Source organism: Spirulina sp. LEGE 11439, assembly GCF_059821285.1.
Map to the genome: position 1 here is coordinate 35,565 of NZ_JCAMRX010000016.1, position 23,139 is coordinate 58,703.

Sequence of the window (23,139 nt, forward strand, 5' to 3'; positions counted from 1 at the left end):
ACGAGATCGCGTCGCTCCTCAACAGCTAGTTTAATCGTCTTTCGGCCAAAATGCTCCTCTATCCGCCAATTTTATCCTTGTTCTGGCGCGTGTCGTTCTTCTCTAGATTTTGGAATGTTCCACAATGCGAAGTTGAGAGCAAATTTCTCCCGCGCTCTTTCTGAGATTATTCTCGTTCAGTATCATTCTCTTCGGGTTCGATGAGATCGCTCTCTTCTCGAGTTTGTTGAATTTCCTCAAGAATTTGTTTTAAGTCTCGATCGCTCGGGCGTTTGGGAAATTCTTCGTGGGTATAAATCCACACCAATTCTATTTCATATTTCTCGCGATCGACGAGATACATCAGTCTTCCTTGCTCGGATGCACCTTGTAACTTAGGCATTCTAAAAGAATATTTGCGGAACTCTAAGTTTTCTTCCAATTGTATTTTTTTAGGAAGAGTTTCGAGCTTAGAATTGGAGAGAAAAGGATTATTACTCAAGTCTCTACCAACTTGCCTGATAGCTTGCGTAAAAGTTTCCTGATATTTTTTCCCTTTATAATGACGCTTTTTAAGTTTTTTGAAAGAGGATTGAAACTTTTTTGAGGGTTTAATTTTATAGACTTGAGAGCCACTCTCCAAATTCATCTTGTGTCATTGCTGGGTAATCATCAGGTTCAGACAATACATCTTGTAAAACTTCAAACATCTGTGCTTCATAATCAGGATGAGAGCGCTCAACTCGATCTAGTACGCTATCGATAAAACGGCGTACCGCATTACGGTAAGTAACAAAAGACTCTTCTCCACTTTTGATTAACAGCCAAGCAAATGATAATTTCCTCCAGAGATTTAAAATTTTGTTTTGATTCTTTGCCGATGACTCAATTGTACCATAAACAATTGCGACAAGAACCTCACGATCGCGCTCTGAGAGTTGCTCCCATTGTTGTTCGACTAAAATAGTTAACTGTTCCAATACAGTGGTCAATTTTTGGAGTTGAGAAGAGTGAATGGGATACGGTTGTTTAATTTTAGAAACTTTTTGAAATGTAAATTCTCCTAAATAATTGTTTAATACAGCAGTATTCATTTGTACCACCTTTTTCGTTACACTGCTAATTACTTACATTGCTAAAAAAGAAAACTTTAGCTTTATCCTTAATAAGGATGTAAACTGGCAAACTCTATATAGAGTTTGCCAAAATATATTCTAACGTTTTTATTAGAACTTGTCAAGGGAATCTCTAAACTTTTTATCAAATTTTAATTGCGCTCATTTTTGTTCTCTTCTTTTTGGTGCAAAAAAAGAGCGCGATTTCTTCGCAAAACTCTCAATAAAAAGCAAATTCTGTGGTTATTATCGAACAAATTATAAGTAGTTATGTAGAGTCAGTACGATCGCGTTATTAAGGAGAAACCAACTAATTTTGCAGTTTATAAACTTTTCCCGTACTACCATCGAATTCGACGCGATCGCCATCTTTCAACCATTGTGTAACCCCCGGAATAGAAACGATCGCAGGAATACCCAATTCTCGAGAAACAATGGCTGCATGAGATAAAACACTGCCACGTTCGACTAATAATCCCGCAGCAGCCGGAAAAAGAAGAATCCAACCGGGATCGGTGCGTTCTGCCACTAAAATTGTACCGGGTTGTAAGGTGGAAGAATTATCTTGCTCTAAAACTTGTTGAGGGTTTTTAATGACGCGCACCGAACCGCGAACGATCCCCGGAGAGCAACCGATTCCTTGTTGACAATTCTCTGATGAAATCGGGGTGAAAAGTTGTTCTAAAAGCTGTCCTTTCTGATAAGGAATCCCGTAAGTTTCCAAGCGATCGCTCGGAGTTTTCCCTTCTTGATAACTTGCAAATTCGGCCTTGCGAAGGGCAACCAATCCTTTTAAATTCGTACAGGTTGCGGTACCTTCCACGATACGCATAACTTCTTCAACTTCGAGATAAAAAATATCATCGGGACTCTCGAGCAGATCTGCTACAAAAAAGCATCGTCCCAAGGCTAAAAAGACCTGTCTCGCCCGACCGAAAACTCGCGTTCTTTCAAAGCGAAGATTTTCGCGATCGCGCACTCGTTTCCGTGCATTTTGCAATACCCAATGAAAAATCAATCGTCGCAAAGGGTGCGATCGCAAGGAACGACGAATTTTTAATAACGTGGGGTTAGGGGTTGGGGGTTGAGGGTTGGGGGACGATTGGGCAAGAATGCCGATCGCCCGCAGCAAGGGTAAAGGATTATCATTCAGGGTGGGACTTTCTAATTTCAGTTCATCCAAACAGCGATCGCTAAACCGAATTAAATAATCTCGATATCGCGAGCGAAACTCTGGTATTGTCTCTATTGCTTCTAAAATCGTCTCTAAGGAACCTTGACAGAGAATCTGAACAAATACCTCATTTTGGGCTGCGATCGCTGCCATTTTTCGCATTCTTCTTGCGGGTTCCGTACTAATAATATTTCCTTGTCCTGCCAGTAAATCGTGTTGCATTGTCCCCGCTTCATCTCCACACCATTTTGCAGTTAAGCGACGCAACACCCCATAAAAAATCATGGCAAAGAAATCATTAATTAAAGGAGCATCCCAATGCGTTAATAATTCTTGTTCGATCTGGCGATAGTAAGCAACTAACTCATCAGTGTTTTCGGGTAATTGATTATTTTTTATCTGTAAACTTTTTTCTAATCTTTTGTAAAATTTGCGGATTTTGTGGGGCAGGAGAAAATAATTTTTGATTAACCCGATCGCAGTTATGAAAATTCGCCAGCTATCTTGCAAGCGATCGTGCCAATTACTTTGTTGTAATTCTTTTATAATCTCATCAGGGAGGGATTCTTTAACCCCCATCATCTGTTCCATAAACTGACGATTAATACGAAATCCCGGCAGTAAAGCCAAAACCCGATACCAATTTAATAAGTTATAATAAATTCTTCCTTGAATAAAGCCCAACATATTGCGAAAAACACGCTCTTTTTGCGTAATAACTTGAGGAGAAACGCCCAATAAAAGACAAAATTGGCGATAAACTTCTTGATAAGCACGACGGGCAAAAGAAAAAGTGAGAGGTGTTGTCACGCCATTGTAACTTTCGGCAATATTACTATTGTCCCAAAGATTATAAGTTCCTGTCGGTTGAGAGATTTGTGGGAGAGCGGTAATAGGACGAGATTGCAGAATATACAAGCGATCGTTGGCGATCGCCCATTCGATATCTTGAGGACTACCAAAAGTTTGATTGCAGCGACGCACTAACTTAGCAATTTCTTGGATTTGTGCATCATTTAAACTCGATTTTGTACTTAATTTTGCAGGAACTTCGGTAACAATAATACCGACTTCTAGTCCAGATTTAAGTTGATGCTGCCTTTCTTTGGTTGCAATTTGACGTTGAATGATGCGATCGTGGCGATCCAAATAAAAAGTATCGGCATTACTTTCTCCAGATACTAAAGAACTTCCCAAACCATATACCGAACTAATGACAATAATATTGCGCCGTCCCGTGACTGGATCTGCACCAAAAGCAACCCCAGAAACAATCGGTTCAATCGCTTGTTGAATTAAAATGGCAGGAGGGCAAGAAATAGGCAATAATCCTCGATTTTTGCGGTAGTTGATAACATTTTCGCTAAAAGCAGAACGCCAAACTTGAATAATATTTTCCCCTAAATCTTCGACGGGAACGCCCAAAATCGTTTTTAATTGTCCTGCAAAAGATGCTTGAGGGGTGTCTTCCTCTATGGCGGAAGATCTGACAGCAAATCGTCCTCCATAAGGAAAGCGATCGGCTAAATTTTGGAGCAATTCTAGTTGAACTCGCTCGCTGAGTTGTAAGCTGTTTAAAAGGGCGGCAATTTCGCTAAATTTTGCCGTTTTATCTCGGCATAATTCTTGGTAGAGGCGATAATTTGGAGAGGATAAGCTATCTGTAAATGCCTCGGGTGCGAGAATGAAACCGGGAGGAGTGAGGAAGCCTTTTTGCTGGAGTTGTGCGATCGCGCAACCTTTGCTTCCCATAATTGATTTTTGGGGTTTATCCCGCAAAGAAACTATATACCTCATAATGGAGGAAAAAAGGAATGATACCCAAACTCAGATAGATTGATAATGTCCATAACCCGGACATTATATCAATTAATTTTGCACCTTTGCGGCTGGGACGGTTGAAGAAAACGTAAGCAATTAAGCTCACTCCCATCCCTAAAATAAAAAGTAAAAACCCAAAAGGGCGAGAAAAACCGATTTGTTCCGCAGCAAAATAAGAAGTAATTGAACTTAACAAAATAACAAAACACCAAACTAAAACAGCATTATCTCGTCCCCATAAAACACTATAAGTTTCTACGCCAACTTCTTCATCTTGAGGGGCGCGAATTTTACGCCCGACTTCTATCACTAACCCAGTGCTACTGCTGGCAACAAGGAACCAAAATATTTCTAAAGGCAGAGACTCTCCAACCACTAACCAATCGCAAGCGGTTCCATATAAGCAGATAAGCGGTACAATTAAATTATGGCTGGTTAAATATAAAATAGGGTGTGTTTTTAGTAAAGGCTTCAGGAAAAATTCTTGGCTCATTAAAAGCATATAGATCCAGACAAATCCCAATAAAATTGCTAAGTCTATACACAACGAATAAGCGAGATATAATTGTACTGCCGCGCTGAGAATCCCCACAATTCCCAACTCTTTCAAGTCGATTAAACCCCGAGGGACGGGACGATAAGGGCGATAGCGACGATCGTCGTCATAGTCTTTAAATTCATCAATAATTCTTAATTGCACAAAAAATAAAAATAGGGTCAGAAAAGCCACCAGAAGCGATCGCGGATCGGGAGTGCGATCGCGAAGTAAAGCGGAATAAAAAACCGTCGCGCTACTAAAAACGAAAATTAGCATCCCATGCTGAAGTATGGGAAACCGTTCTTGTTGATAAATCCACCATCGTTTTAGCATTATTCTCAATATCATCCTGCATTCTCGCTTGCGAGTTGTCGTGCTGCTTCAATTTCTGTCTCGTTCCATCCTTCAACTCGCAAGCGAGTGCTAATTTGACTATCGCTGAATCCTTTACTTCTAGCCAGTTTAATATAGTTTAGCAGTGCTTGTTGATTTGTGGTGGTTTTCATGCTTTCGGAACGTGCGGGAGAGTCTTGAGATGGTTTTGCGATGGTGCCATAAATAGCGAAGGCGATCCATCCCACCAACCACCAAAGGGGAATCCACATCACTAAGCTAACACCTGCCGTACAAATAATCGACAAACCGACAATGGCGATCGCATTATTAATGCCATTAATGCACAACAATAGGAAGGTGATAAGAAAACCAACAGTAACTTTGAGGAAAAATTTCATAAGCGGTTATCCAAAATCGTTTCCCAATAGCGAATAAAGGTAATAATTAGTGCCATGTAACAAGGAATCGCAAAGGCAATTTCAATAGGAACGCCTGTAATCGGCATTTCTATACCGATAAAACTCTGTAATGCACTCTCTCCATAAACTCGATAGCCATTGACAATTAACCATGATTCTAAAGGTAATGCGATCGCGCCAGTAATGCCCAAGGCAATTAAAAAGCGATAGAAAATGGGCAACTGTAAGAAAAACCATTCGCCGACGATCGCAGCAACACCAATAATTAACACCCATAAACCTATAAGAATCCAGCTAATATCAAAAAATAAATACGACCACTGCGGTAAATTTTCATTATTAACCATAGGCTGTATCATCACTTCAAACAAGAATACGGCGACAAAAGCAATCGATAAACTTCGCAACCATTTGCGCCGCTTGCTGGGAATTAAAGGCTCTTCATCGAGGGCAAATTCCCAATATTTATAAAAGCTGATGACTAAACCTGTAAAGACGGGAGTATAGTAAAAAACTTCAATAATAGGAACGCCAAAAATAAAGATTCCTGTCATATCTGCTAAAACTTCCGGTGCGTAACTGCGAATGCCTAAATTAACCACGATCGCTTCTAAGATCGTAACAAAAACCGTAAGAATACCGAGATAAATCAGAAATCTTTTCCCTGCTTTCCATTTTGCCAAAAAGCGATCGACGAGGAGAGTGACAGTTAATATTAATGCCGTCCAACCGATCGTTAAAATCCAACTAACATCGAGATATAAATACGCCCATCCTCCCAAGCGATAATTATGCCACATGGGAGCAGTAAAGAGTTCAAAGATTAGCACTCCGATCGCGGTAATCAGAAATCTCGGTAAAATCTTATCTTTGATTTTATTCAAGAAAAAAATAGCGATTCCCGTACCGACAAGCACGATAATTTCAAAGGCAACGATCGGAATTGTCGGCGATTTATCAAAGGTACAATGTGCTAGAATTGGATACAGCATTTTTATTGGTTATTGGTTATTAATATATTTTCCTTTTGCAAAAATTGATTGTCTTTTACTTTACACCCCCCCCATTTGGCTTGACAAAATTCGGGTAATGTGGTTAATTTTTCCCAGATTTTCCAGAGTGGTTCTTCTAAAATATTGCCGAATTTGGCGTGATTGAAATCGCAAGACATGATATCGCCATAAGGGGAAACATAAAAATAACTCGTGCCGCAAGAACAACCAACACTACGATGACTGGTAAAATAAGCAAAGAAAATGATCCCCGGATAATCTTCTTTTTGATTGTATCGTTTTGCCGATCGCATCATTTCTTCTACCCAGTCGGGATTATCAATTAAATCTGTCCGATCTTGGTATCTTCCTGTCGGTAAAGCATCGAATACTAAGATTTCATGTATGCCAATTTCTTTTCCCATCTGAATAATATTTTGTAATTCTCCCGCTTGATAGGATTCGGGTGTCATTGTAGTAGAAATGCCTACAGAAAAGCCGACACGTTTTGCTTTTTCAATACCGGCTATGGCGCGATCGAAGAGTCCTTGTTTTTGGCGAAAAGTGTCGTGTTTGGTGCGATCGCTGGCATCAAGACTCACGTAGATACTGTCCAAATGCGATCGCTTCAGTTCTTTAGCGCGGTCTTGTAAATGCCAGCCATTGGTAAATAAAACTGTTGTCGATAAGTCTTTATCAACGCTCTTTAAAATATTGCCTAAATCTTCTCGCTGTAAAGGTTCGCCACCTACTATATTAATAACAGAAACCCCGAGTTCTTGAGCATCTTGTATAAGTTTTTGGGCCTGAGGTAATGTTAAAATTTCGCGTCCTTTTTCTTCTACTCCTTCAAAAAAGCTGCAATGTTCGCAGACCGCATTACAGGCATCATTCACGGCAAAACTCATTAAGTTGGGTAAGTTTTTGTTTTGAATGGTACGATATAAGGCACGGGCGATAAAATGAGCGGCGGGTTTGCTAAATAAAGCTGGAGTTGAGAGAGAATAAACAGGATAACCGTTACGAAAATGAATAATTTTATTGTGATTGAGATAAATTTTATACAGAGTTTCTACAAAGTCCGCACTATAATCTAAGGCTCTCGTAGCGAGAAACCATTTTAAGCGAAGATGATTAAGAAGGGACAGCATCAATAATTGAGAGGAAAAAGTTAGAGATAGGTTTAATATTAATTCTCGATATTAACGAAATCCTCTCATTGGGAAATTAATTTTTATGTACTCTTGTAATATTTTTTTAAAATTCAAAATATATCTTAATAAAAAAACAGAGAATTGCGAGGAATGGAAATGTCAAAACGATGATGATCATTCTCGTCCCCAATAATCGACTTGAAGGCGTTTTGCGTTGCGATCGCAGCACCAAGAAAGAAGATTATTACCATTAGTTTTAATATTGAGTTCTAATCATTCACGGTAACAATTTTTCCAAAACTGCACCAACGACGCGAGAATCTTCATCTTGACGGAGGCGATCGCGTGCAGCTTTAGCTTGAGGACGATCGAAAGCATTAAGAGTACGAGCAACATAATAGCGAGTGCGCCAGAATTCCGCATCTACAAAAGTTAAGAGTTTTTCTAACGCCTCTTCCTCTCGATTCGATCCCACCAAAAGCCCCAAACAAGACATCGCCGATTCTCGCACGGTCAGATCCTTATCGGCAAGTCCCATCAAGCAAATTTCATAAATCGCTTCTGAGTCCGACATTTCCATCAATACGGCTAAAATACTGCGTCGTACTAACCAGTGAAAATCTTGACGAAATGTTTGTATAAGTTGAGGTGTGGCCTTTTCTCCATATCTCGCGAGAGAATTTGCTGCCTCCGCTCTCACATTATGATCTTTATCATGAGCGATCGCCTCGAGCAGACAATCGTAAGCTGTATCATTTTGCTTCTTTCCCAACCCCATCATTACAAAAGAACGCACTAAAAACGCTGGATCGTGCAGCTTGCTTTGCAGCAAAGGAACCGCAATTTCAGTTTCCCATTCTCTCAAAGCCGTCAAAGCTCTAAGCCGATCTTGGGGATTTTCGCTCTTTAGCTGGATTTTAATCTCTTCAAGTTCCATGGGCTCGGGCAAAATATGCAATATAACTTTACATTAGCAGAAAAAATTAAGAAACCTGACCTCGTTGCTGAGAATTATTACAAATTGTTGAACTAATTTTACAGTTTGTGACTGGCTCGTGAAAGCATTGCCCTAATGTTGATATGGTGTTTTTAGGTTAACGGAGTAGGTATATTTACTAAACCTTGAAAACAAGGAAATACTCCCTTAAACTGTTTTGACAATGTTTGTTTAACACTTAAACGAGAATACTTAAACAAGAATATGGCAATTCCTTTGTTAGAATACGCCCCCAAAACTCAAAACCAGAGAGTTGCGGGCTATGAAGTACCTGGAGACGAGCAATCCAAAAATTACTCCCTAGAAACGCTACCCTCCGCCGACGAATTCGATCGCTTAATTCAAGCGGCATATCGTCAGATTTACAACGAACAGCAAGTTATTGCCAGCAATCGTCAAACTGGCTTAGAATCGCAATTGCGATTCGGTCAAATCACCGTGCGGGAATTCGTGCGGGGACTGGCACTCTCGTCAAACTTCCGTACCCGCAACTATGATTGTAGTAACAACTATCGCTTTGCACAAATGTGCGTGCAGCGTTTCTTGGGTCGCGACGTTTACGACGAGCGTGAAAAATTGGCTTGGTCGATTGTTATTGCTACCCAAGGCTTGAAAGGTTTTATCGATGCCTTAATTGACAGCGACGAATATTTAGATAATTTCGGCGATAACACCGTCCCGTATCAACGGCGGCGAATTTTGTCTCAACGAACTCTTGGAGATGTAACTTTCGCCCATATGCCCCGTTACGGAGCGGATCATCGCGCCCAACTTGAAGCAATGGGCTATTTCCCGCCGATAGAAACTCTAAGCGTTCCACTTCCTCCCATTGTCGAAAAACTTTGGATTGCAGTCGCTCTGGCTGGTGGAGGTGTTCTTACAGCTGGTGTTATCGCGATCGCTCTTGCGGCTTGGGGCATTATTTCCCTCTAGAAGAGAGGAAAAAGAGGATCGGAAAAATTTCCTCGTGATGCTTGCTTGTCAAGATGTTATGTCAAAGTGTCATCAAGGAAGTCTCGAGCGTTACAAATCTTTAATTTTTCTCATAATGTAACGCTTTATCCCTATGATGATCTTCCAGAAGCACTTTTTGTGCAGTTTTTCTGTAGTAATGACAAGCGATCGCAAAAAATAAGGATAAAGTTGCATTTTAACCAGTTGCATTGTTAAAACTGAATTTTTTAAAATCAACTCTCCCGATCTCTGCGATCGCGCGAATTGCTTAACTTAGTAGGAGACAATTTGAATGGTTTTTGGACCCGCATCCCAACTTGGGGTTGCCCTATTTGAAGATACTCCACCTTGTGAGTGGTGGCCCGGACGCTCTGACGAAGACGCAGAAGCAGCCATTAAAGCCGTCTATCGGCAAGTATTGGGGAACGCCTACGTCATGGAAAGCGAACGCTTAGTCGTTCCGGAATCCCAACTCAAGCTCGGCGAAATTAGCATTCGCGAATTCGTGCGCCGGGTGGCCAAATCCGATCTCTATCTTTCCCGTTTCTTCGATACCTGCCCCCGCTATCGCTCAATTGAATTGAACTTCAAACACTTGTTGGGACGCGCTCCCGATGGATTTGAAGAAATGAAAGCTCACAGCAAAATCCTTGATGAAGCTGGATTTGAGGCCGATATTGATTCTTATCTCGACAGCGATGAGTATCAAGAAGTCTTTGGGGAAGATACCGTTCCTTTCTATCAGGGCTACAAAACCCAAACCGGGAAGAAAATGGTCGGCTTTACCCATATGTTCCAACTGCTGCGCGGCGCGTCTAGCAGCGACTTTAAGGGCAGTTTATCCGGTAAGAGTCCCGCATTGAATAAACTGGTCATTCAGGAAACTCCAGTGGCCATCGTTCCTCCTTCTGGTGGTTCTGCCGGTTGGTCTTTCCGAGATACCCCCGTGGGCGCTCGCACCCGTCATGGCGTGGGAGCCAGTGCGGAAGGCAAAGTTTACCGCATTGAAGTCACCGGTTATCGTGCGAAAACTCTCAACCGAGTTTCCAAATTCCGTCGCAGCAACCAAGTTTATATCGTGCCGTTTGAAAAACTCTCCCAAGAGTATCAGCGCATTCATCGGCAAGGTGGCGTAATTTCTAGTATCACGCCATTGTAAATTAGTTATTTGTTATTCGCTTTGCCCCGAGGGAAATCGAAGGGTTGTTCGTCGAATTAATCATCAATAACTAACAACCAATAACCAATAACCAATTCACAAATTTTTTAACAAAGTAAGGACAAATTAAGAATGGTTAGTACAGCACCAGCCGTTAAATTCGGTATCGATGCTCTGGCTGACGGACCGGTAGAACTCTGGCCGACGAGCAATGCCGACGACAAGCAAGTCGTCATTCGCGCTGTTTATCGTCAAGTTTTGGGCAATCCTCACATGATGGAAAGCGAACGCTTGACAAATGCAGAATCTCAACTGTGCGATGGCAGCTACACCGTGCGAGAATTCGTGCGTGCCGTAGCCAAATCCGAGATGTATCGCGATCGCTTCTTCTCGACCTCTGCCCCCTATCGCTTTGTCGAGTTGAACTTCAAACACCTGTTGGGACGCGCTCCTCTCAGCCAAGCCGAACTTAGCGAGCATATCTGCCGTTGCATTGATGCCGGCTACGATGCAGAGATCGATTCTTATATCGATAGCGAAGAATATGCCACTAACTTTGGCGAAAATATCGTGCCTTATAACGTGGCAACGAGCAGCCAAGTGGGTTGGAAACAAGTGAGCTACAATCGCATCTTCTCCCTCTTCCGGGGACCCGCAGAAGCCGATTATGCCACCAAATCCTCTCAACTAGTGGAAGAAATTGCCACCAACGCCACCAGCAAAATCGTTCCTCCCCTCTCGGGCGGACGTTTGGGCGGTTATAAAGATGCCACGGAAAAAATGTTTAAAATCGTGGTTAAAGGTGGGAAATTCGATTGCAAGCGCCGTCGTCGCAGCACCACCGAATATATTGTTTCCGGTAGCAGCATGACCCCGCAAATTCAGCGAATCAATCGCAGTAGCGGCACCATCGTGAGCATTACCGAAATCAACTAGAACTTTTTGAGTCCTTAGTTGCTTTGGGGTATTAACCTTGCCTCGGGCGAGCTAAGGACTCAAATTAGGCTGTTTAACCCCGTTTTTAACAGGTTTTTTTTGCACTGCAAATATTCAGATACATCATTAACAAAATCAAGCATTGGGAGAATTTGAGACTATGTTTTGCGTTACCGATACCGAGCCGGTAGAATTGCGTTCGAACTTTACCGAAGATGACCTGCAAGTTGTCATTCGTGCCGTTTACAAACAAGTTTTAGGAAACCAGCACATTTTAGAAGGCGATGCCCTCGAGAATGCCGAATCGATGCTTCGTAATGGCAATACCACTGTCCGAGGTTTTGTGCGTATGGTAGCTCAGTCGGAGTTGTATCGCTCTTTGTTTTTTGAAGCATCTTCTGCCTACCGCTTTATCGAACTCAACTGCAAGCACTTATTGGGACGCGCTCCTCAAGACCAAGCGGAAATTTCCGAACACGTCCAACGTTACAACGCAGAAGGCTACGGAGCCGATATCGATTCTTATATCGATAGCGACGAATACAATAGCAAATTTGGCGAAAATATCGTTCCCTATCCTTGCAGCACCAGTACTCAAGTGGGAATGAAAAATTCTACCTACAACCGGACTTTTGCTTTAATGTCTGGCTCTGCAGGTAGCGATCGCAGTACGAAAGCCGTTTTAACTGGCGATATTGCCGGCAATCTTGCCACCAAAATCGGTTTACCGGCTGGGGTTTCTGGTGCTTACGACAACACGGGCAAACGCTTCCGCATTGAAGTTAGCCAAGGCGGTGTAACGCCCGTGATGAAGCGCAGCAACACTGTTTATGAAGTGAGTTTTGCTCAACTAACCAAACGCATTCAAAGCATTCAGAAAACCGGCGGTAAAATCCTCAATATTACCGAAGTTGCTTAATTAAATTAAGTCCAAGAATGCTTGCGAGCAGTCTTCATTCTTGCGTGAATGAAGATTGCTCGTTTATCTGAGAAATCCTTGCTCGTCCAGTCTATGAACATTGATGAATTCGTCCAAAATTCCCTCGGTCTCTGGCGATCGCAGCGTAGCGGTCACAATTTAGCTTTTCAACATTTTGAAGAAGTCCGCTCCACCATTGCTATTACCGCCGTAGCCCTTGAAGATCCTGCCCTAGGCGAACTTTGTAAATCGTCCCAAATCGGGCCAGAAAATGTCGCCAGTCCCTTTAAAATGGAATGGGAAGGGGAATCGGACTGGGATGATGACGAGACGATGCAAGGAAGCTGCATTCTCGTTCCCGTCCCCGATCGAGATCGCCCCAACCAAGGACAACTCTTGCGATCGCAAGGTTATGCGGAAACCATTCCCGCGATCGGTCATTATCGGATTACAGAAGAGAATATGTTTATTCTCGAAACCACTTACGATCGCGCCGCAGCAGAAGAGCGAATTTGGTTTGGAACGCAAAATCTGCGCTTTCGGGTCTCTCTGATTAAAACCAGCGACGGAAAAGGAATTCTCACCGCCTCTTTTGCCTCAGAAATTCGCTCGCTCAAAACACCTTCAGAATAGCTCAGTTATCCGTTTTTGATTTTTGATTTTTAAATTCCGATCGTCCATTTTTAAAGTGTAAATTTTATATTTTGAATTCCAACTTATTACAACTTGCTCGCTGGATGGCAGGAGAATTTAGCAATCAACAACAGGCATGGGATAATCCCGCACAATACGCTCACATTCGCGTTTTCTTTCGTCCCCTGCCTTGGGAATTCTTTTCGGGAATTGGGTTTTATTCGGAACAGGTTTACGATTACGATCTTTGGAGTCCCTATCGCCAAGGTATTCATCGCATGGTGGAAAAAGAAGGAGAAATCTATATTGAAAATTACGGTTTAGACGACCCTATCCTCTATGCTGGTGCATCCAGAGAAGCCAGCATTTTAGCCACGATTTCCCCCGCATGCCTGCAACGTCGGCAAGGCTGTTCGATGGTCTTTAAATGGGAAGGCGATCGCTTTTTCGGGAGTGTCGAACCCGGGGAGTGTTGCTTGATTCCCCGCAATGGTCATCAGACGTATTTAGTCAGCGAAGTCGAGCTAACCGAAACCACTTGGGTCAGTCGCGATCGCGGCTTCGATATCGAAACGCGCAAACAAATTTGGGGTTCCGCAGCCGGACCCTTAGAATTTACCAAAGTCCGCAGTTTTGCCAATGAAATAAAATCAGTGTAATTAATTGATAATTATTCACTGATAACTGTTCACTGATAACTGATAACTGATAATGTTGCCCCCGCAAGCAGAAAAAAAGTTAAAAACTTGGGTTCGGAGTCGGCACTTAATTTGTTCTGGCAATTTTTACCTGTTTGATACATTAGAATATTCCACCCTTGAACGCTTTACTGAATGCGTGGAGACCTTGGGAGGAACATTAATTTGTGTCGATCCTCTGAAAAAAATTTGGATCGGCAATCATCGACAAATCATTCTTTATCGTGCTAAAGCAAGTTTGCATACACCGCACCACGATCTCAAAGAATATTGGATTAAATATGGCGGATTTTATACTCGATTCGACGAACGCGGTTAGATTTTTCCGGATTATTAATTAAAATGAGGAATGGGAACGGTGCAGATTGCCAAAAACTTCTCAGCGTGTAAAATTGATAAGTTCCCTCGGCTTTAAACATCCCTCCGTGCCCAGAAAGTTTCCATTGCGGTTGGTTATCGTTATTCCTACACTGCTGCAAATTTTTGCCGCCGTAGGGTTAACGGGATTTTTATCGTGGCGCAACGGACAGCAGGCCGTAACAAATTTGGCGACACAACTGAGCCAACAGACCAGCGATCGCATGGAAACCCACGTTCGCAATTACTTAGAAACTGCCGAACTGGTTCTGAAAATCAACGAACTCTCCGCCCGACAAGAACGGTTAAATCTGAAGGATTTTGACGAATTACAGCGCTATTTTTGGGAACAAACGCAACTCAGCGATGCGGGAGCCACGCTTTACTATGGCAGCGAAACCGGAGATTTTTTGCAAATCGAACAGGGAGATCCGGCCACGATGTCCATCCGCACCGCCGATACTGCACCCTTTTGGCACATTTATCGCCTCAATGCCGAAGGAGAGCGTCAAGAACAGGTGCAAAAGAAAGAATACGATCCCCGCCGTCGTCCTTGGTATAGTGCTGCCAAAGCCGCTAAAACCCTGATTTGGTCGCCGATTTATGTCTTTACTCAACCTCCCGTCTTGGGTATTACCCCTGCCATTCCTATTTACGGCACTGAAGGAGAACTACAAGGAGTGATGGCGATCGATCTCACTTTGGGGCAAATTAGTCAATTTTTACAAGGATTGGAAGTGGGAACATCGGGAGAGGCGTTTATTATCGAGCGATCGGGAGAAATTGTCGCCAGTTCCATTCGCGAGTATCTTTTTATCGAAACGCCAGAAGGTCGGGAGAGATTGCCCGCGATCGCCAGTGGGGAACCGATGATTCAGGCCACCGTAAAATACTGGCAAGCCCAAGAAAATCGCCTCGCTACCTTAGAAAACGATTGCACCACCATCACCGATGCCAAGGGAAATCGTTATTTTGTGAGAATGCAAGCCTTTCGCAACGATCGCGGCATTGATTGGCTTTTAGGCGTAGTCATTCCCGAAGAGGATTTTAAAGCCGAAATTACTGCCAATACTCGCGCGACTATGATTATCTGCGCGATCGCTCTCGTTTTGGCCACGGGGTTAGGTATCGTCACCTCGCGTTTAATTGCCGAACCAGTGTTAAAGTTTGCCAAAGCCGCTTCTGCTGTTGCTCGTGGGGATTTATTACACCGCATCCCTCCTTATGGCATCACAGAATTAGAACGTCTGGGGCGATCGTTTAATCTCATGGCCGTTCAATTACACGAAGCCTTTACGGCTTGGGAAGATACCAATATCTCTTTAGAAATACTGGTCGAGGAACGAACGGAAGCATTGCGGCGATCGGAAGAGAAATTTGCCAAAGCCTTTCGCTCGAGTCCGTATTTGATGGGCATTACGACTTTAAGTGAAGGACGCATTCTCGAAGTCAACGACACTTTTTTAGAAATATCGGGCTATACCTTAGAAGAAATTATCGGCAAAACCGCGATTGAGTTGGGATTTTGGGGAACTGCTCGCGATCGCGCCAAGATGCTGACCACCTTGAAAACCGAAGGCAGAATTCGCAATCAAGAATTTTCTTTTCGCATTGCTTCGGGTAACATTCGCATCGTTCGTCTCTCGGCAGAGAAAATCGAACTAGACGGCGAAAATTGTTTGTTAATGGTGGCCAATGACATTACCGATCGCCGACGCATGGAAGCAGCACTACAAGAAAAAGAACAATATTTGCGCTTAATTCTCAATACGATTCCCCAACAAGTTTTCTGGAAAGACACCAATTCTGTTTTTCTCGGTTGCAATCAAAATTGGGCCGCCGCCGCCCATTTAAACAATCCCGAAGAAGCGATCGGCAAGACAGATTATGACATGGGATTACCCGAGAACGTTGCGGATTTATTTCGTCGCGAAGATCGGCGAGTGATGGAAGAAGATGCACCTGTTCTACACAAAATTGCCAAAAAAGAACGCCTCGGCCAAGATGGTCAAGCGATTTGGCTGGATATTAGTAAAGTTCCTCTTCACGATATTCACGGCAATGTTATTGGTTTGATTGGAGTCATTGATGATATTACCCTTCGCAAAGAAGCCCTAGAAGCTCTCAAACAAGAACGAGAAAAATCGGAAGCCTTGTTACTCAATATTCTCCCTTCTCGTATTGTCGAACGTTTGAAAAAACAACACAATATGATTCCTCAGCCCGGCGTGAAAACTTTAATTGCCGAACATTACGAAACCACTACCATTCTATTTGCCGATATCGTTGGATTTACACCTTTTTCCACCCAACTTTCTCCGATTGACTTAGTAGATCTTCTCAATGATATTTTCTCAGCTTTCGATCGCTTGGCCGATACCCACAATATCGAAAAAATTAAAACCATTGGCGATGCTTATATGGTAGCAGGAGGATTGCGAGATCCCGAAGACGATCGCGCCGAAGCGATCGCGTCAATGGCCTTAGAAATGTTAGAAGCGATCGCCCAATTTAGAATCAGTTCGGAAAAACCCTGTCGCATTCGCATCGGCATCCATACTGGGGCTGTCGTTGCAGGGGTGATCGGCATTAAGAAATTTATTTACGATCTTTGGGGAGATACCGTTAACGTTGCCTCCCGTATGGAATCGACCGGAGAACCGGGAAAAATTCAAGTGACAGAGAAAATTTACCAACAGTTAAAAGATAAGTTTGTCTTTGAAGAACGCGGCGCGATCGCTGTCAAAGGAAAAGGAGAAATGACAACCTATTGGTTACTGGGAAAACAGTGAACAGTTATCAGTTATCATGTATAACTGATAACTGATAACTGAAAAGGATTGAGCTTAATAATTCCAGCGTCGCTCTTTTTCTCCTCCAGACTTCCAACCTTTACCATTCCGCATATCGAGGTGAACAAACCCTTTTTTTGCACCATATCCAAGAGCACCATGCCAATTCTTGTCCAACCAACTTTGTAGGTAATAGACATCCTTGCCAATTGGTTTAATATCGGCGGCTCCTCCATACAAATGTTGAGAATTTTTTGCCCCACCCACTTCTCGATTAATTCTTGGAGGACGATACCAAGATGTAACCAAAAGTGGCGTACCCCATTCCCCGCGAATCTTATCGAGTTCCTTGGATAGATTGAGAATATTTTGAATAATTTTGGGATCTTTGGGAATGCGTCGAACGTCTCGCTGAGTCACTTCTCCCACTGTAAAAAATTTCGAGATTTTTGCGTTATCATCTTGCCAATTGATGCCTGCATTGATGATAGGCTTAGGATAAGATGCTTCCGAGAGAAATAAATCAGCTTCTGCGGTTCTTCTCGTTCGCAATCCAGCTTCGACATTACTACCGGGGTTAACATAGAGTAAAAAGGCGCGTCGCATATCTCCCCAATCGCGATTTTTAAGGTTTCTCGTTATGGTTTCAAACCCAGTTAAACCGTAGAAATGCGCTCCTAAATTATAACCAAAACTTAATAGCGCCCCGTGTTGATTTTCATTTAATTCCGGCCAAACAGGAATTTTTTCAAGAGGAGGAAGATAATCTTTTTCAAGTTGGTATTCCAAAAGATCGTCGGCTTCTTGTTGGCTTATTTTTTCACCGAGGCGAAACTTACCCCCATCTCTTTTTCTCGTCGTTCCCCAACCAATCGTAATGGGTTCACCTCCCGATAGCGGATCGGGGTATGCTTCGAGATGGCAACCTTCAAATCGCTTAATTAATTGTACGCCAGAATAAGGAACTTCTCCGGGTAATGGTTCTCCTATTTCTGCTTCTTGGGGAGAGCGATAAAGGTCGAGAGCTTGTTTAGTTTTTTCTGTTCCGAGTTGTTCTTCAATATACTCTAGGGCTTCTTTTTGATGAGGCAGCTTTTGATAATGAGCCGCCATGCGTTCGATAGTATCCATAACAGTAATTGAGTAGTGCTGTCCTTAACCTTCAACATATCCGGTAAAATCTGGAGAGGCAAGTAAACTGAGGATTAATTTTTTTAAAGCATTTAAGGAACTTTAAGTCACTTCATCAGTCAATAATTGAGAAATCTACCCTCAAGTATTTTATTTTATGAGTATTGTCACCAGTGCAGCCGATCGCGGTGCGGGAAGTTTGCGAGAAGCGATCGCCAATGCTGCATCCGGAGAAACGATTACTTTTGCACCGAATCTATCAGGGAAAACCATTACCCTCGGGGAGGAATTAATCATTCCTAAAAACTTGACAATTGATGGCAAAGATGCACCCGAAATTACCTTGAGCGGCAATCAAAACAGCCGAGTTTTTAATATTAGCCAACCGGATATAAGAGTTACGCTTCGCAACTTAACCATTGCCGATGGGAAAGCAGGAGGAGATGGTTTGGGCGGTGGCATTCGCACAGAAGCGAGAACTACTCTTGTTGTAGAAAATAGCACTTTACGCAACAATATTTCAACAGGAGAAGGCGGCGGCGGAATTTGGACGGGATATCAAAGTAAAACCACGATTTTGAATAGCACTTTTGTGGGTAATGATGGCACGTCGGGGACGCAAGAGCGAGGCGGAGGTGCGATCGCGGGAGCAAGCGAGGGGGATCTCATCGTTAAAAATAGCACCTTTACCAATAATCGCGGCTCTATCGGTGGGGCAATAAATAGTCTTTTGGGCAATCTCACCATTGAGAATTCCACCTTTACCGATAACGCTTCGGCAGGTGGGGGACGACTGGGAGGCATTAGTAGCGGCGGGTACGGGGGAGCGATTTATACAGATGGTGCCTCGGCGACGAATAATGCCAGCACCCGAGGGGAAATTATCATTCGCAACAGTCGCATTGCAGGCAGTCGCGGGGCTGGACAAGGAGGCGGGGTATTTCTCTATGGCTATCGCGGCGATACAATAATTGTGGAAAATAGCACGATCGCTAACAATGAAGTCATTCGGGATCGCAAGGGTGAATCGTTTGGCGGCGGGTTGCGAGTTGGCGGTGGTGCTGAGTTAAAGATTACAAATGTGATGTTTGCGAACAATCGCGCCCACGTTCAAGGCGGCGGGTTTTGGATCGGGGATAATTCTTCTTTTGCGATCGCGAATAGTTCCTTTTGCGGCAATCAAGCGATGGCTGAAGGCGGCGGGATTAATTTGGGGGGTGCAATGCTTCTTGCAGGGGTACCGGGACGCATTGATAACACCACCATTGCTAACAACACCGCAGCCTTTCAGGGGGGTGGGTTTTGGGGGGGCGGCGGCAATGTCCGCATTGCTAACTCGATTTTGAGCAACAATCGCGGTATCAACGGCTATAACGTCCATCATCATACAGGGCAGTCCTTTGGGGATGGCGGGGGAAATGTGCAATCACCCGAACCTAATGCTAACGATACTAAAATAACCGCAGGAGTGCAGTTAATCGATCCGCAATTGAGTGCTTGTACGGATAACGGCGGGGCAGTCCCCACTCATCCGCGGCCGGGAAATCCACAGGTGAAGGGTGGGGCGGTCTCTCAATTATTAGAGAGCGAAAGTGTTGCGATCGCGCCTTCTCCTCTGGTTTTTATGGGGGATTCTTGGGCATTATTGGGCGCGATCGGGGTCTTTTGTATATTAAAATTGGGTAAAAGAAAATGAAACAATAAATTTGAGGCCAGCAGTTGGCAGGGAGTGCGATCGACTCTCTGCAAAAATAACTCAAGAAATGTAAAATTTTACAACAATAGCTTATGCTCAATAATTTTGAACTTCAGAACTTTGGTCCCATACATCATCTCACCTGTAATGCTACAGGTGAGATTAATCTAATTATTGGTGGAAATGCGACAGGTAAAACGATTCTACTGAAAGCGCTTTATAGCTCAATAAAAACACTAGAAGAATATAGGCGAGGTAACGAACCTCGTAGCGAGGCTGAAATCCTTGCAGATAAACTCTATTGGACTTTTGAAACGGCAAAAATTGGCGATCTTGTTATGAAAGGAGCTAGCGAGCCATTAGCACTAAACCTTGAATTTAATCACCAAGAATTTTCCTTTGAATTTGGAAAAGATACAGTTAAAAGTATACAAAATATAGAAAATAATGTTTCTCGTCGAGAGAGTAATTCAATTTTTTTGCCCCCTAAAGAAGTTCTCTCTTTGTATCACATCATTTTGGAATCTCGTGAGCGAGACAAGACATTTGGTTTTGATAATACCTATCTTGATTTAGCACGAGCATTACGTCAAACTCCTAAAAAAGGAAAAAAATATCGACAACTTTCTGATTCTAGACAACATTTACAAGAAATTTTAGACGGAAAAATTGAATACGATGAAAAATTAGGGAATTGGCAATTTAAAAAAGGTAATCAAAAATTTTCTATTGGTGTTACCGCAGAAGGTATCAAGAAGATTGCTATTCTCGATACGTTACTGGGAAATCGCTATCTCGATCCAGAGTCACTTATCTTTATCGATGAACCGGAATCAGCCTTGCATCCAAGTGCGATTTCAAAATTCCTCGATATTGTAGCCATGTTAGCAGGATGTGGCATTCAATTTTTTATAGCCAGTCACTCTTATTTTGTCATTAAAAAACTATTTTTACTTGCTCAAAAAGAACAGAATCTATTGATTACAGTGACTTCTGTAGATAACAATTGTTGGAATACCACAAACTTGCGTGAAGGTTTACCCAATAATCCTATTATTGATGAGTCAATTCGACTTCATGAAGAAGAATTTGAGCTAGCATTGCAATGATAACTGAATCGATTATCGAATCTGAGATGAGTTTTGGCCCTTATCCAGAGGGACATTGTTTCTATATTGAGGAAAGTAAAACCTATCGGAACGTAAAGGCAGGTATGAAAATGGCAGAATTTTTGTTACTGCATTCTTCTAGTCCGCCAGTGATATGGATTATTGAAGCTAAAAAAAGCTCGCCACAGCCAACAAAAAAACAGAAATTTAAAGATTTTATCAAAGATATTCGAGAAAAACTAGCAAATGCACTAGCTCTATATATGGCAATCTGCTTGCAACGCCATCCTTTAACAGGGAATGAATTACCAGAACCTTTTCAAAATCTCGATCTCAAACACGTTGATTTTCGCTTAATCCTGATAATTCGCGGTCATGAAAAGTCGTGGCTTCCACCATTACAAGAAGCACTCAATAAAGCACTCAAACCGACAGTAGCTGCTTGGAATTTATCTGCTCCTTCTGTTTTAGTGCTGAATGACGAACAAGCCCAAAAACAAACAAGATTGATTTGCAAAATATTGTAATCGGGAATGACTGAGAAATACGATCGCGCGCTGGCATTTGTTGAAAGTTAGCAGAAAATGCTAAAAAACAAAGAAAAGCGATCGGAGGGAGCCATCGAAAAAACGCTTATCATCATTCATGCGATCGGAGGCTTGGGGTTGTTTCTCTTGGGCATGATTGTCATGACCGACGGACTGCGATCGCTGGCGGGAAACGCCATGCAAAGGGTTCTGATGCGCTTTACCCGCAATCCCCTTTCGGGCGTGCTGACCGGAGCCGCAACCACGGCCATGTTGCAGTCTTCCAGTGCAACGACCGTGGCAACGGTGGGGTTTGTCAGTGCCGGACTGATTAGTTTTTCCGCAGCACTGGGGATTATTTTTGGGGCGAATATCGGTACCACCGTTACGGGCTGGTTGGTCGCCACCTTGGGTTTTAAATTTAAACTGGGGACTTTGGTACTCCCCCTCATCTTTATCGGGGCCAGTTTGAAACTATTTGGCAAAGGACGATGGGGGAGTCTGGGCTATGCGATCGCAGGTTTTGGCTTGATTTTTGTGGGTATCGCCGCGATGCAGGATGCAATGGGGAGCTTAGGAAATGCCATCTCCCCCGATCGCCTCCCCTCAGATACCCTCATCGGTCGGCTGCAACTGGTTGCCTTGGGCATTATCGCCACTGTCATTACCCAAGCCTCCAGTGCTGGAATAGCCGCCACTTTAACAGCCCTGCACGCAGGTTTCGTCAATTTTGAACAAGCAGCAGCCTTAGCGATCGGCATGGATGTCGGCACCACCGTTACGGCAGTCATGGCGACCCTAGGGAGTTCGGTGAATGCACGTCGAACGGGGCTTTCTCATGTGGTTTATAATCTTTGGACTGCTTGCTTGGCACTAATTTTAATCACCCCCTACACTTGGCTCTGGGACTGGATAGTACCCGGCCAGTTGACCCAAAATGCAGAAATCGCTCTGGTGGCGTTTCACACCTGTTTCAATATAGTCGGGGTCGCGACAATCCTGCCCTTTACCCGACAGTTTGCCCGTCTCATTATCAGGTTATTGCCCAGCAATGGGCCGGTCTACACGGACAGATTGAGCGATGGACTCTTAGAACAGCCTGTCTTGGCTTTGAATGCCGCTCAAGCCTCGATTCAAGCCGAACTCTTGGCGTTATTGCGTCACGTAGCGGCGATTTTAGGCGATACCAACGGTCAACGCGTTGATTTAACCGAGCTTCAGACCGCCCTCGATGAAACCTCGACTTATTTGGATCGAATTCATCTCAAAACCGGTGCGGGGCTGACGTGGGAGCGACTCATCAATCTGATTCATGCCCTCGATCATCTTCAGCGCATCCACGAACGTTGCGAAGAAGATGAAGATCGGGCCGAGACCGTCCGGGCAACAATGGAACTGGAGGAAGAGCGTCATCTTCTCATCGAGAGCGTCCGAGAAATTAGAGTATTCATGCAAGAAAATCGCTGGCAGGCCGCCGCCGATCGCGCCAGTGCCACGTCCAAACAAATCCATCGCAAAGTCCGCCCTTATCGCATAGCTACAGTTAACCAAATTGCCAACGGTCAAATCGATGTCATGACCGGTACGGAACGCCTTGAAGCCATTCGCTGGTTGCGTCGGACAAGCAAACATATTACTCGGATCGCCTATCACCTCAATCTGGCATTCTTGGCAATTGGGTCGAATCGCAAATAACGAACGAC

General features: G+C 43.5%; 21 protein-coding genes. 12 read left to right on the forward strand and 9 right to left on the reverse strand.

Annotated features, from left to right (window positions below):
• Positions 1 to 166 precede the first annotated feature (166 nt).
• From AC6RV6_RS12990 to AC6RV6_RS13025, 8 genes are all read right to left on the reverse strand, one after another.
• A complete protein-coding gene (locus AC6RV6_RS12990; RefSeq protein WP_500241272.1) occupies positions 167 to 382 on the reverse strand; it encodes a hypothetical protein in 216 nt (71 codons plus the stop codon).
• A 214-nt stretch (positions 383 to 596) separates the two neighbouring features.
• A complete protein-coding gene (locus AC6RV6_RS12995) occupies positions 597 to 1,073 on the reverse strand; it encodes a hypothetical protein (protein WP_500241273.1) in 477 nt (158 codons plus the stop codon).
• A 331-nt stretch (positions 1,074 to 1,404) separates the two neighbouring features.
• On the reverse strand, positions 1,405 to 4,020 hold the full coding sequence (locus tag AC6RV6_RS13000; protein ID WP_500241274.1) for a PEP/pyruvate-binding domain-containing protein: 2,616 nt from the start codon (positions 4,018 to 4,020) through the stop codon (positions 1,405 to 1,407).
• Between the two features lie 16 nt (positions 4,021 to 4,036).
• Complete coding sequence (locus AC6RV6_RS13005; RefSeq protein ID WP_500241275.1) at positions 4,037 to 4,960, reverse strand: UbiA family prenyltransferase; 924 nt, start codon at positions 4,958 to 4,960, stop codon at positions 4,037 to 4,039.
• A gap of 11 nt (positions 4,961 to 4,971) precedes the next feature.
• On the reverse strand, positions 4,972 to 5,361 hold the full coding sequence (locus AC6RV6_RS13010) for a hypothetical protein (RefSeq protein ID WP_500241276.1): 390 nt from the start codon (positions 5,359 to 5,361) through the stop codon (positions 4,972 to 4,974).
• Positions 5,358 to 6,374 (reverse strand): hypothetical protein, encoded by a 1,017-nt coding sequence (locus AC6RV6_RS13015; protein WP_500241277.1) that lies wholly within the window; start codon positions 6,372 to 6,374, stop codon positions 5,358 to 5,360. The genes AC6RV6_RS13010 and AC6RV6_RS13015 overlap by 4 nt, the downstream gene beginning before the upstream one ends.
• A 2-nt stretch (positions 6,375 to 6,376) precedes the next feature.
• Positions 6,377 to 7,525 (reverse strand): radical SAM/SPASM domain-containing protein, encoded by a 1,149-nt coding sequence (locus AC6RV6_RS13020; protein ID WP_500241278.1) that lies wholly within the window; start codon positions 7,523 to 7,525, stop codon positions 6,377 to 6,379.
• A 280-nt stretch (positions 7,526 to 7,805) separates the two neighbouring features.
• Complete coding sequence (locus tag AC6RV6_RS13025; protein WP_500241279.1) at positions 7,806 to 8,465, reverse strand: HEAT repeat domain-containing protein; 660 nt, start codon at positions 8,463 to 8,465, stop codon at positions 7,806 to 7,808.
• A gap of 264 nt (positions 8,466 to 8,729) precedes the next feature.
• Here AC6RV6_RS13025 and AC6RV6_RS13030 point away from each other — a divergent pair, with 264 nt between their 5' ends.
• From AC6RV6_RS13030 to AC6RV6_RS13065, 8 genes are all read left to right on the forward strand, one after another.
• Entirely contained in the window at positions 8,730 to 9,458 is a 729-nt protein-coding gene (locus tag AC6RV6_RS13030) for a phycobilisome rod-core linker polypeptide (protein WP_500241280.1), read from the forward strand.
• Between the two features lie 313 nt (positions 9,459 to 9,771).
• On the forward strand, positions 9,772 to 10,638 hold the full coding sequence (locus AC6RV6_RS13035) for a phycobilisome rod-core linker polypeptide (RefSeq protein ID WP_500241281.1): 867 nt from the start codon (positions 9,772 to 9,774) through the stop codon (positions 10,636 to 10,638).
• 132 nt (positions 10,639 to 10,770) lie between these two features.
• Positions 10,771 to 11,574: a phycobilisome rod-core linker polypeptide gene (locus AC6RV6_RS13040; protein ID WP_500241282.1), complete on the forward strand. Its 804-nt coding sequence runs from the start codon at positions 10,771 to 10,773 to the stop codon at positions 11,572 to 11,574.
• Positions 11,575 to 11,734: 160 nt separating this feature from the next.
• Positions 11,735 to 12,493, forward strand: coding sequence for a phycobilisome rod-core linker polypeptide (locus tag AC6RV6_RS13045; protein WP_500241283.1), 759 nt, complete (start codon positions 11,735 to 11,737; stop codon positions 12,491 to 12,493).
• A 93-nt stretch (positions 12,494 to 12,586) separates the two neighbouring features.
• Positions 12,587 to 13,126, forward strand: coding sequence for a phycobiliprotein lyase (locus tag AC6RV6_RS13050; RefSeq protein WP_500241339.1), 540 nt, complete (start codon positions 12,587 to 12,589; stop codon positions 13,124 to 13,126).
• A gap of 71 nt (positions 13,127 to 13,197) precedes the next feature.
• Positions 13,198 to 13,785, forward strand: coding sequence for a chromophore lyase CpcT/CpeT (locus tag AC6RV6_RS13055; RefSeq protein WP_500241284.1), 588 nt, complete (start codon positions 13,198 to 13,200; stop codon positions 13,783 to 13,785).
• Between the two features lie 52 nt (positions 13,786 to 13,837).
• Entirely contained in the window at positions 13,838 to 14,143 is a 306-nt protein-coding gene (locus AC6RV6_RS13060) for a CpeR family transcriptional regulator (RefSeq protein WP_500241285.1), read from the forward strand.
• Positions 14,144 to 14,249: 106 nt separating this feature from the next.
• On the forward strand, positions 14,250 to 16,973 hold the full coding sequence (locus tag AC6RV6_RS13065) for an adenylate/guanylate cyclase domain-containing protein (RefSeq protein ID WP_500241286.1): 2,724 nt from the start codon (positions 14,250 to 14,252) through the stop codon (positions 16,971 to 16,973).
• Between the two features lie 54 nt (positions 16,974 to 17,027).
• Here the strand turns inward: AC6RV6_RS13065 and AC6RV6_RS13070 are convergent, their stop codons facing one another.
• Positions 17,028 to 18,104, reverse strand: a complete 1,077-nt coding sequence (locus tag AC6RV6_RS13070; RefSeq protein WP_500241287.1) for a glycoside hydrolase family protein — start codon at positions 18,102 to 18,104, stop codon at positions 17,028 to 17,030.
• Between the two features lie 157 nt (positions 18,105 to 18,261).
• On the opposite strand from AC6RV6_RS13070, the gene AC6RV6_RS13075 reads away from it, so the two are divergent.
• The 4 genes from AC6RV6_RS13075 to AC6RV6_RS13090 all read left to right on the forward strand — a co-directional run bounded on the left by AC6RV6_RS13075 (position 18,262) and on the right by AC6RV6_RS13090 (position 23,131).
• Entirely contained in the window at positions 18,262 to 19,800 is a 1,539-nt protein-coding gene (locus AC6RV6_RS13075) for a right-handed parallel beta-helix repeat-containing protein (RefSeq protein ID WP_500241288.1), read from the forward strand.
• A gap of 92 nt (positions 19,801 to 19,892) precedes the next feature.
• Positions 19,893 to 20,909, forward strand: a complete 1,017-nt coding sequence (locus AC6RV6_RS13080) for an AAA family ATPase (protein WP_500241289.1) — start codon at positions 19,893 to 19,895, stop codon at positions 20,907 to 20,909.
• A 26-nt stretch (positions 20,910 to 20,935) separates the two neighbouring features.
• Positions 20,936 to 21,436: a hypothetical protein gene (locus AC6RV6_RS13085; protein WP_500241290.1), complete on the forward strand. Its 501-nt coding sequence runs from the start codon at positions 20,936 to 20,938 to the stop codon at positions 21,434 to 21,436.
• A 57-nt stretch (positions 21,437 to 21,493) separates the two neighbouring features.
• Entirely contained in the window at positions 21,494 to 23,131 is a 1,638-nt protein-coding gene (locus tag AC6RV6_RS13090) for a Na/Pi cotransporter family protein (protein ID WP_500241291.1), read from the forward strand.
• Positions 23,132 to 23,139: the final 8 nt, after the last annotated feature.

Bases quoted from the DNA above. Each gene is read 5' to 3' on its own strand.
- AC6RV6_RS12990 (WP_500241272.1), bottom strand. From the start codon at position 382: ATGCCTAAGTTACAAGGTGCATCCGAGCAAGGAAGACTGATGTATCTC.
- AC6RV6_RS12995 (WP_500241273.1), bottom strand. From the start codon at position 1,073: ATGAATACTGCTGTATTAAACAATTATTTAGGAGAATTTACATTTCAA.
- AC6RV6_RS13000 (WP_500241274.1), bottom strand. From the start codon at position 4,020: ATGGGAAGCAAAGGTTGCGCGATCGCACAACTCCAGCAAAAAGGCTTC.
- AC6RV6_RS13005 (WP_500241275.1), bottom strand. From the start codon at position 4,960: ATGCTAAAACGATGGTGGATTTATCAACAAGAACGGTTTCCCATACTT.
- AC6RV6_RS13010 (WP_500241276.1), bottom strand. From the start codon at position 5,361: ATGAAATTTTTCCTCAAAGTTACTGTTGGTTTTCTTATCACCTTCCTA.
- AC6RV6_RS13015 (WP_500241277.1), bottom strand. From the start codon at position 6,374: ATGCTGTATCCAATTCTAGCACATTGTACCTTTGATAAATCGCCGACA.
- AC6RV6_RS13020 (WP_500241278.1), bottom strand. From the start codon at position 7,525: ATGCTGTCCCTTCTTAATCATCTTCGCTTAAAATGGTTTCTCGCTACG.
- AC6RV6_RS13025 (WP_500241279.1), bottom strand. From the start codon at position 8,465: ATGGAACTTGAAGAGATTAAAATCCAGCTAAAGAGCGAAAATCCCCAA.
- AC6RV6_RS13030 (WP_500241280.1), top strand. From the start codon at position 8,730: ATGGCAATTCCTTTGTTAGAATACGCCCCCAAAACTCAAAACCAGAGA.
- AC6RV6_RS13035 (WP_500241281.1), top strand. From the start codon at position 9,772: ATGGTTTTTGGACCCGCATCCCAACTTGGGGTTGCCCTATTTGAAGAT.
- AC6RV6_RS13040 (WP_500241282.1), top strand. From the start codon at position 10,771: ATGGTTAGTACAGCACCAGCCGTTAAATTCGGTATCGATGCTCTGGCT.
- AC6RV6_RS13045 (WP_500241283.1), top strand. From the start codon at position 11,735: ATGTTTTGCGTTACCGATACCGAGCCGGTAGAATTGCGTTCGAACTTT.
- AC6RV6_RS13050 (WP_500241339.1), top strand. From the start codon at position 12,587: ATGAACATTGATGAATTCGTCCAAAATTCCCTCGGTCTCTGGCGATCG.
- AC6RV6_RS13060 (WP_500241285.1), top strand. From the start codon at position 13,838: ATGTTGCCCCCGCAAGCAGAAAAAAAGTTAAAAACTTGGGTTCGGAGT.
- AC6RV6_RS13070 (WP_500241287.1), bottom strand. From the start codon at position 18,104: ATGGATACTATCGAACGCATGGCGGCTCATTATCAAAAGCTGCCTCAT.
- AC6RV6_RS13075 (WP_500241288.1), top strand. From the start codon at position 18,262: ATGAGTATTGTCACCAGTGCAGCCGATCGCGGTGCGGGAAGTTTGCGA.
- AC6RV6_RS13080 (WP_500241289.1), top strand. From the start codon at position 19,893: ATGCTCAATAATTTTGAACTTCAGAACTTTGGTCCCATACATCATCTC.
- AC6RV6_RS13085 (WP_500241290.1), top strand. From the start codon at position 20,936: ATGAGTTTTGGCCCTTATCCAGAGGGACATTGTTTCTATATTGAGGAA.
- AC6RV6_RS13090 (WP_500241291.1), top strand. From the start codon at position 21,494: ATGCTAAAAAACAAAGAAAAGCGATCGGAGGGAGCCATCGAAAAAACG.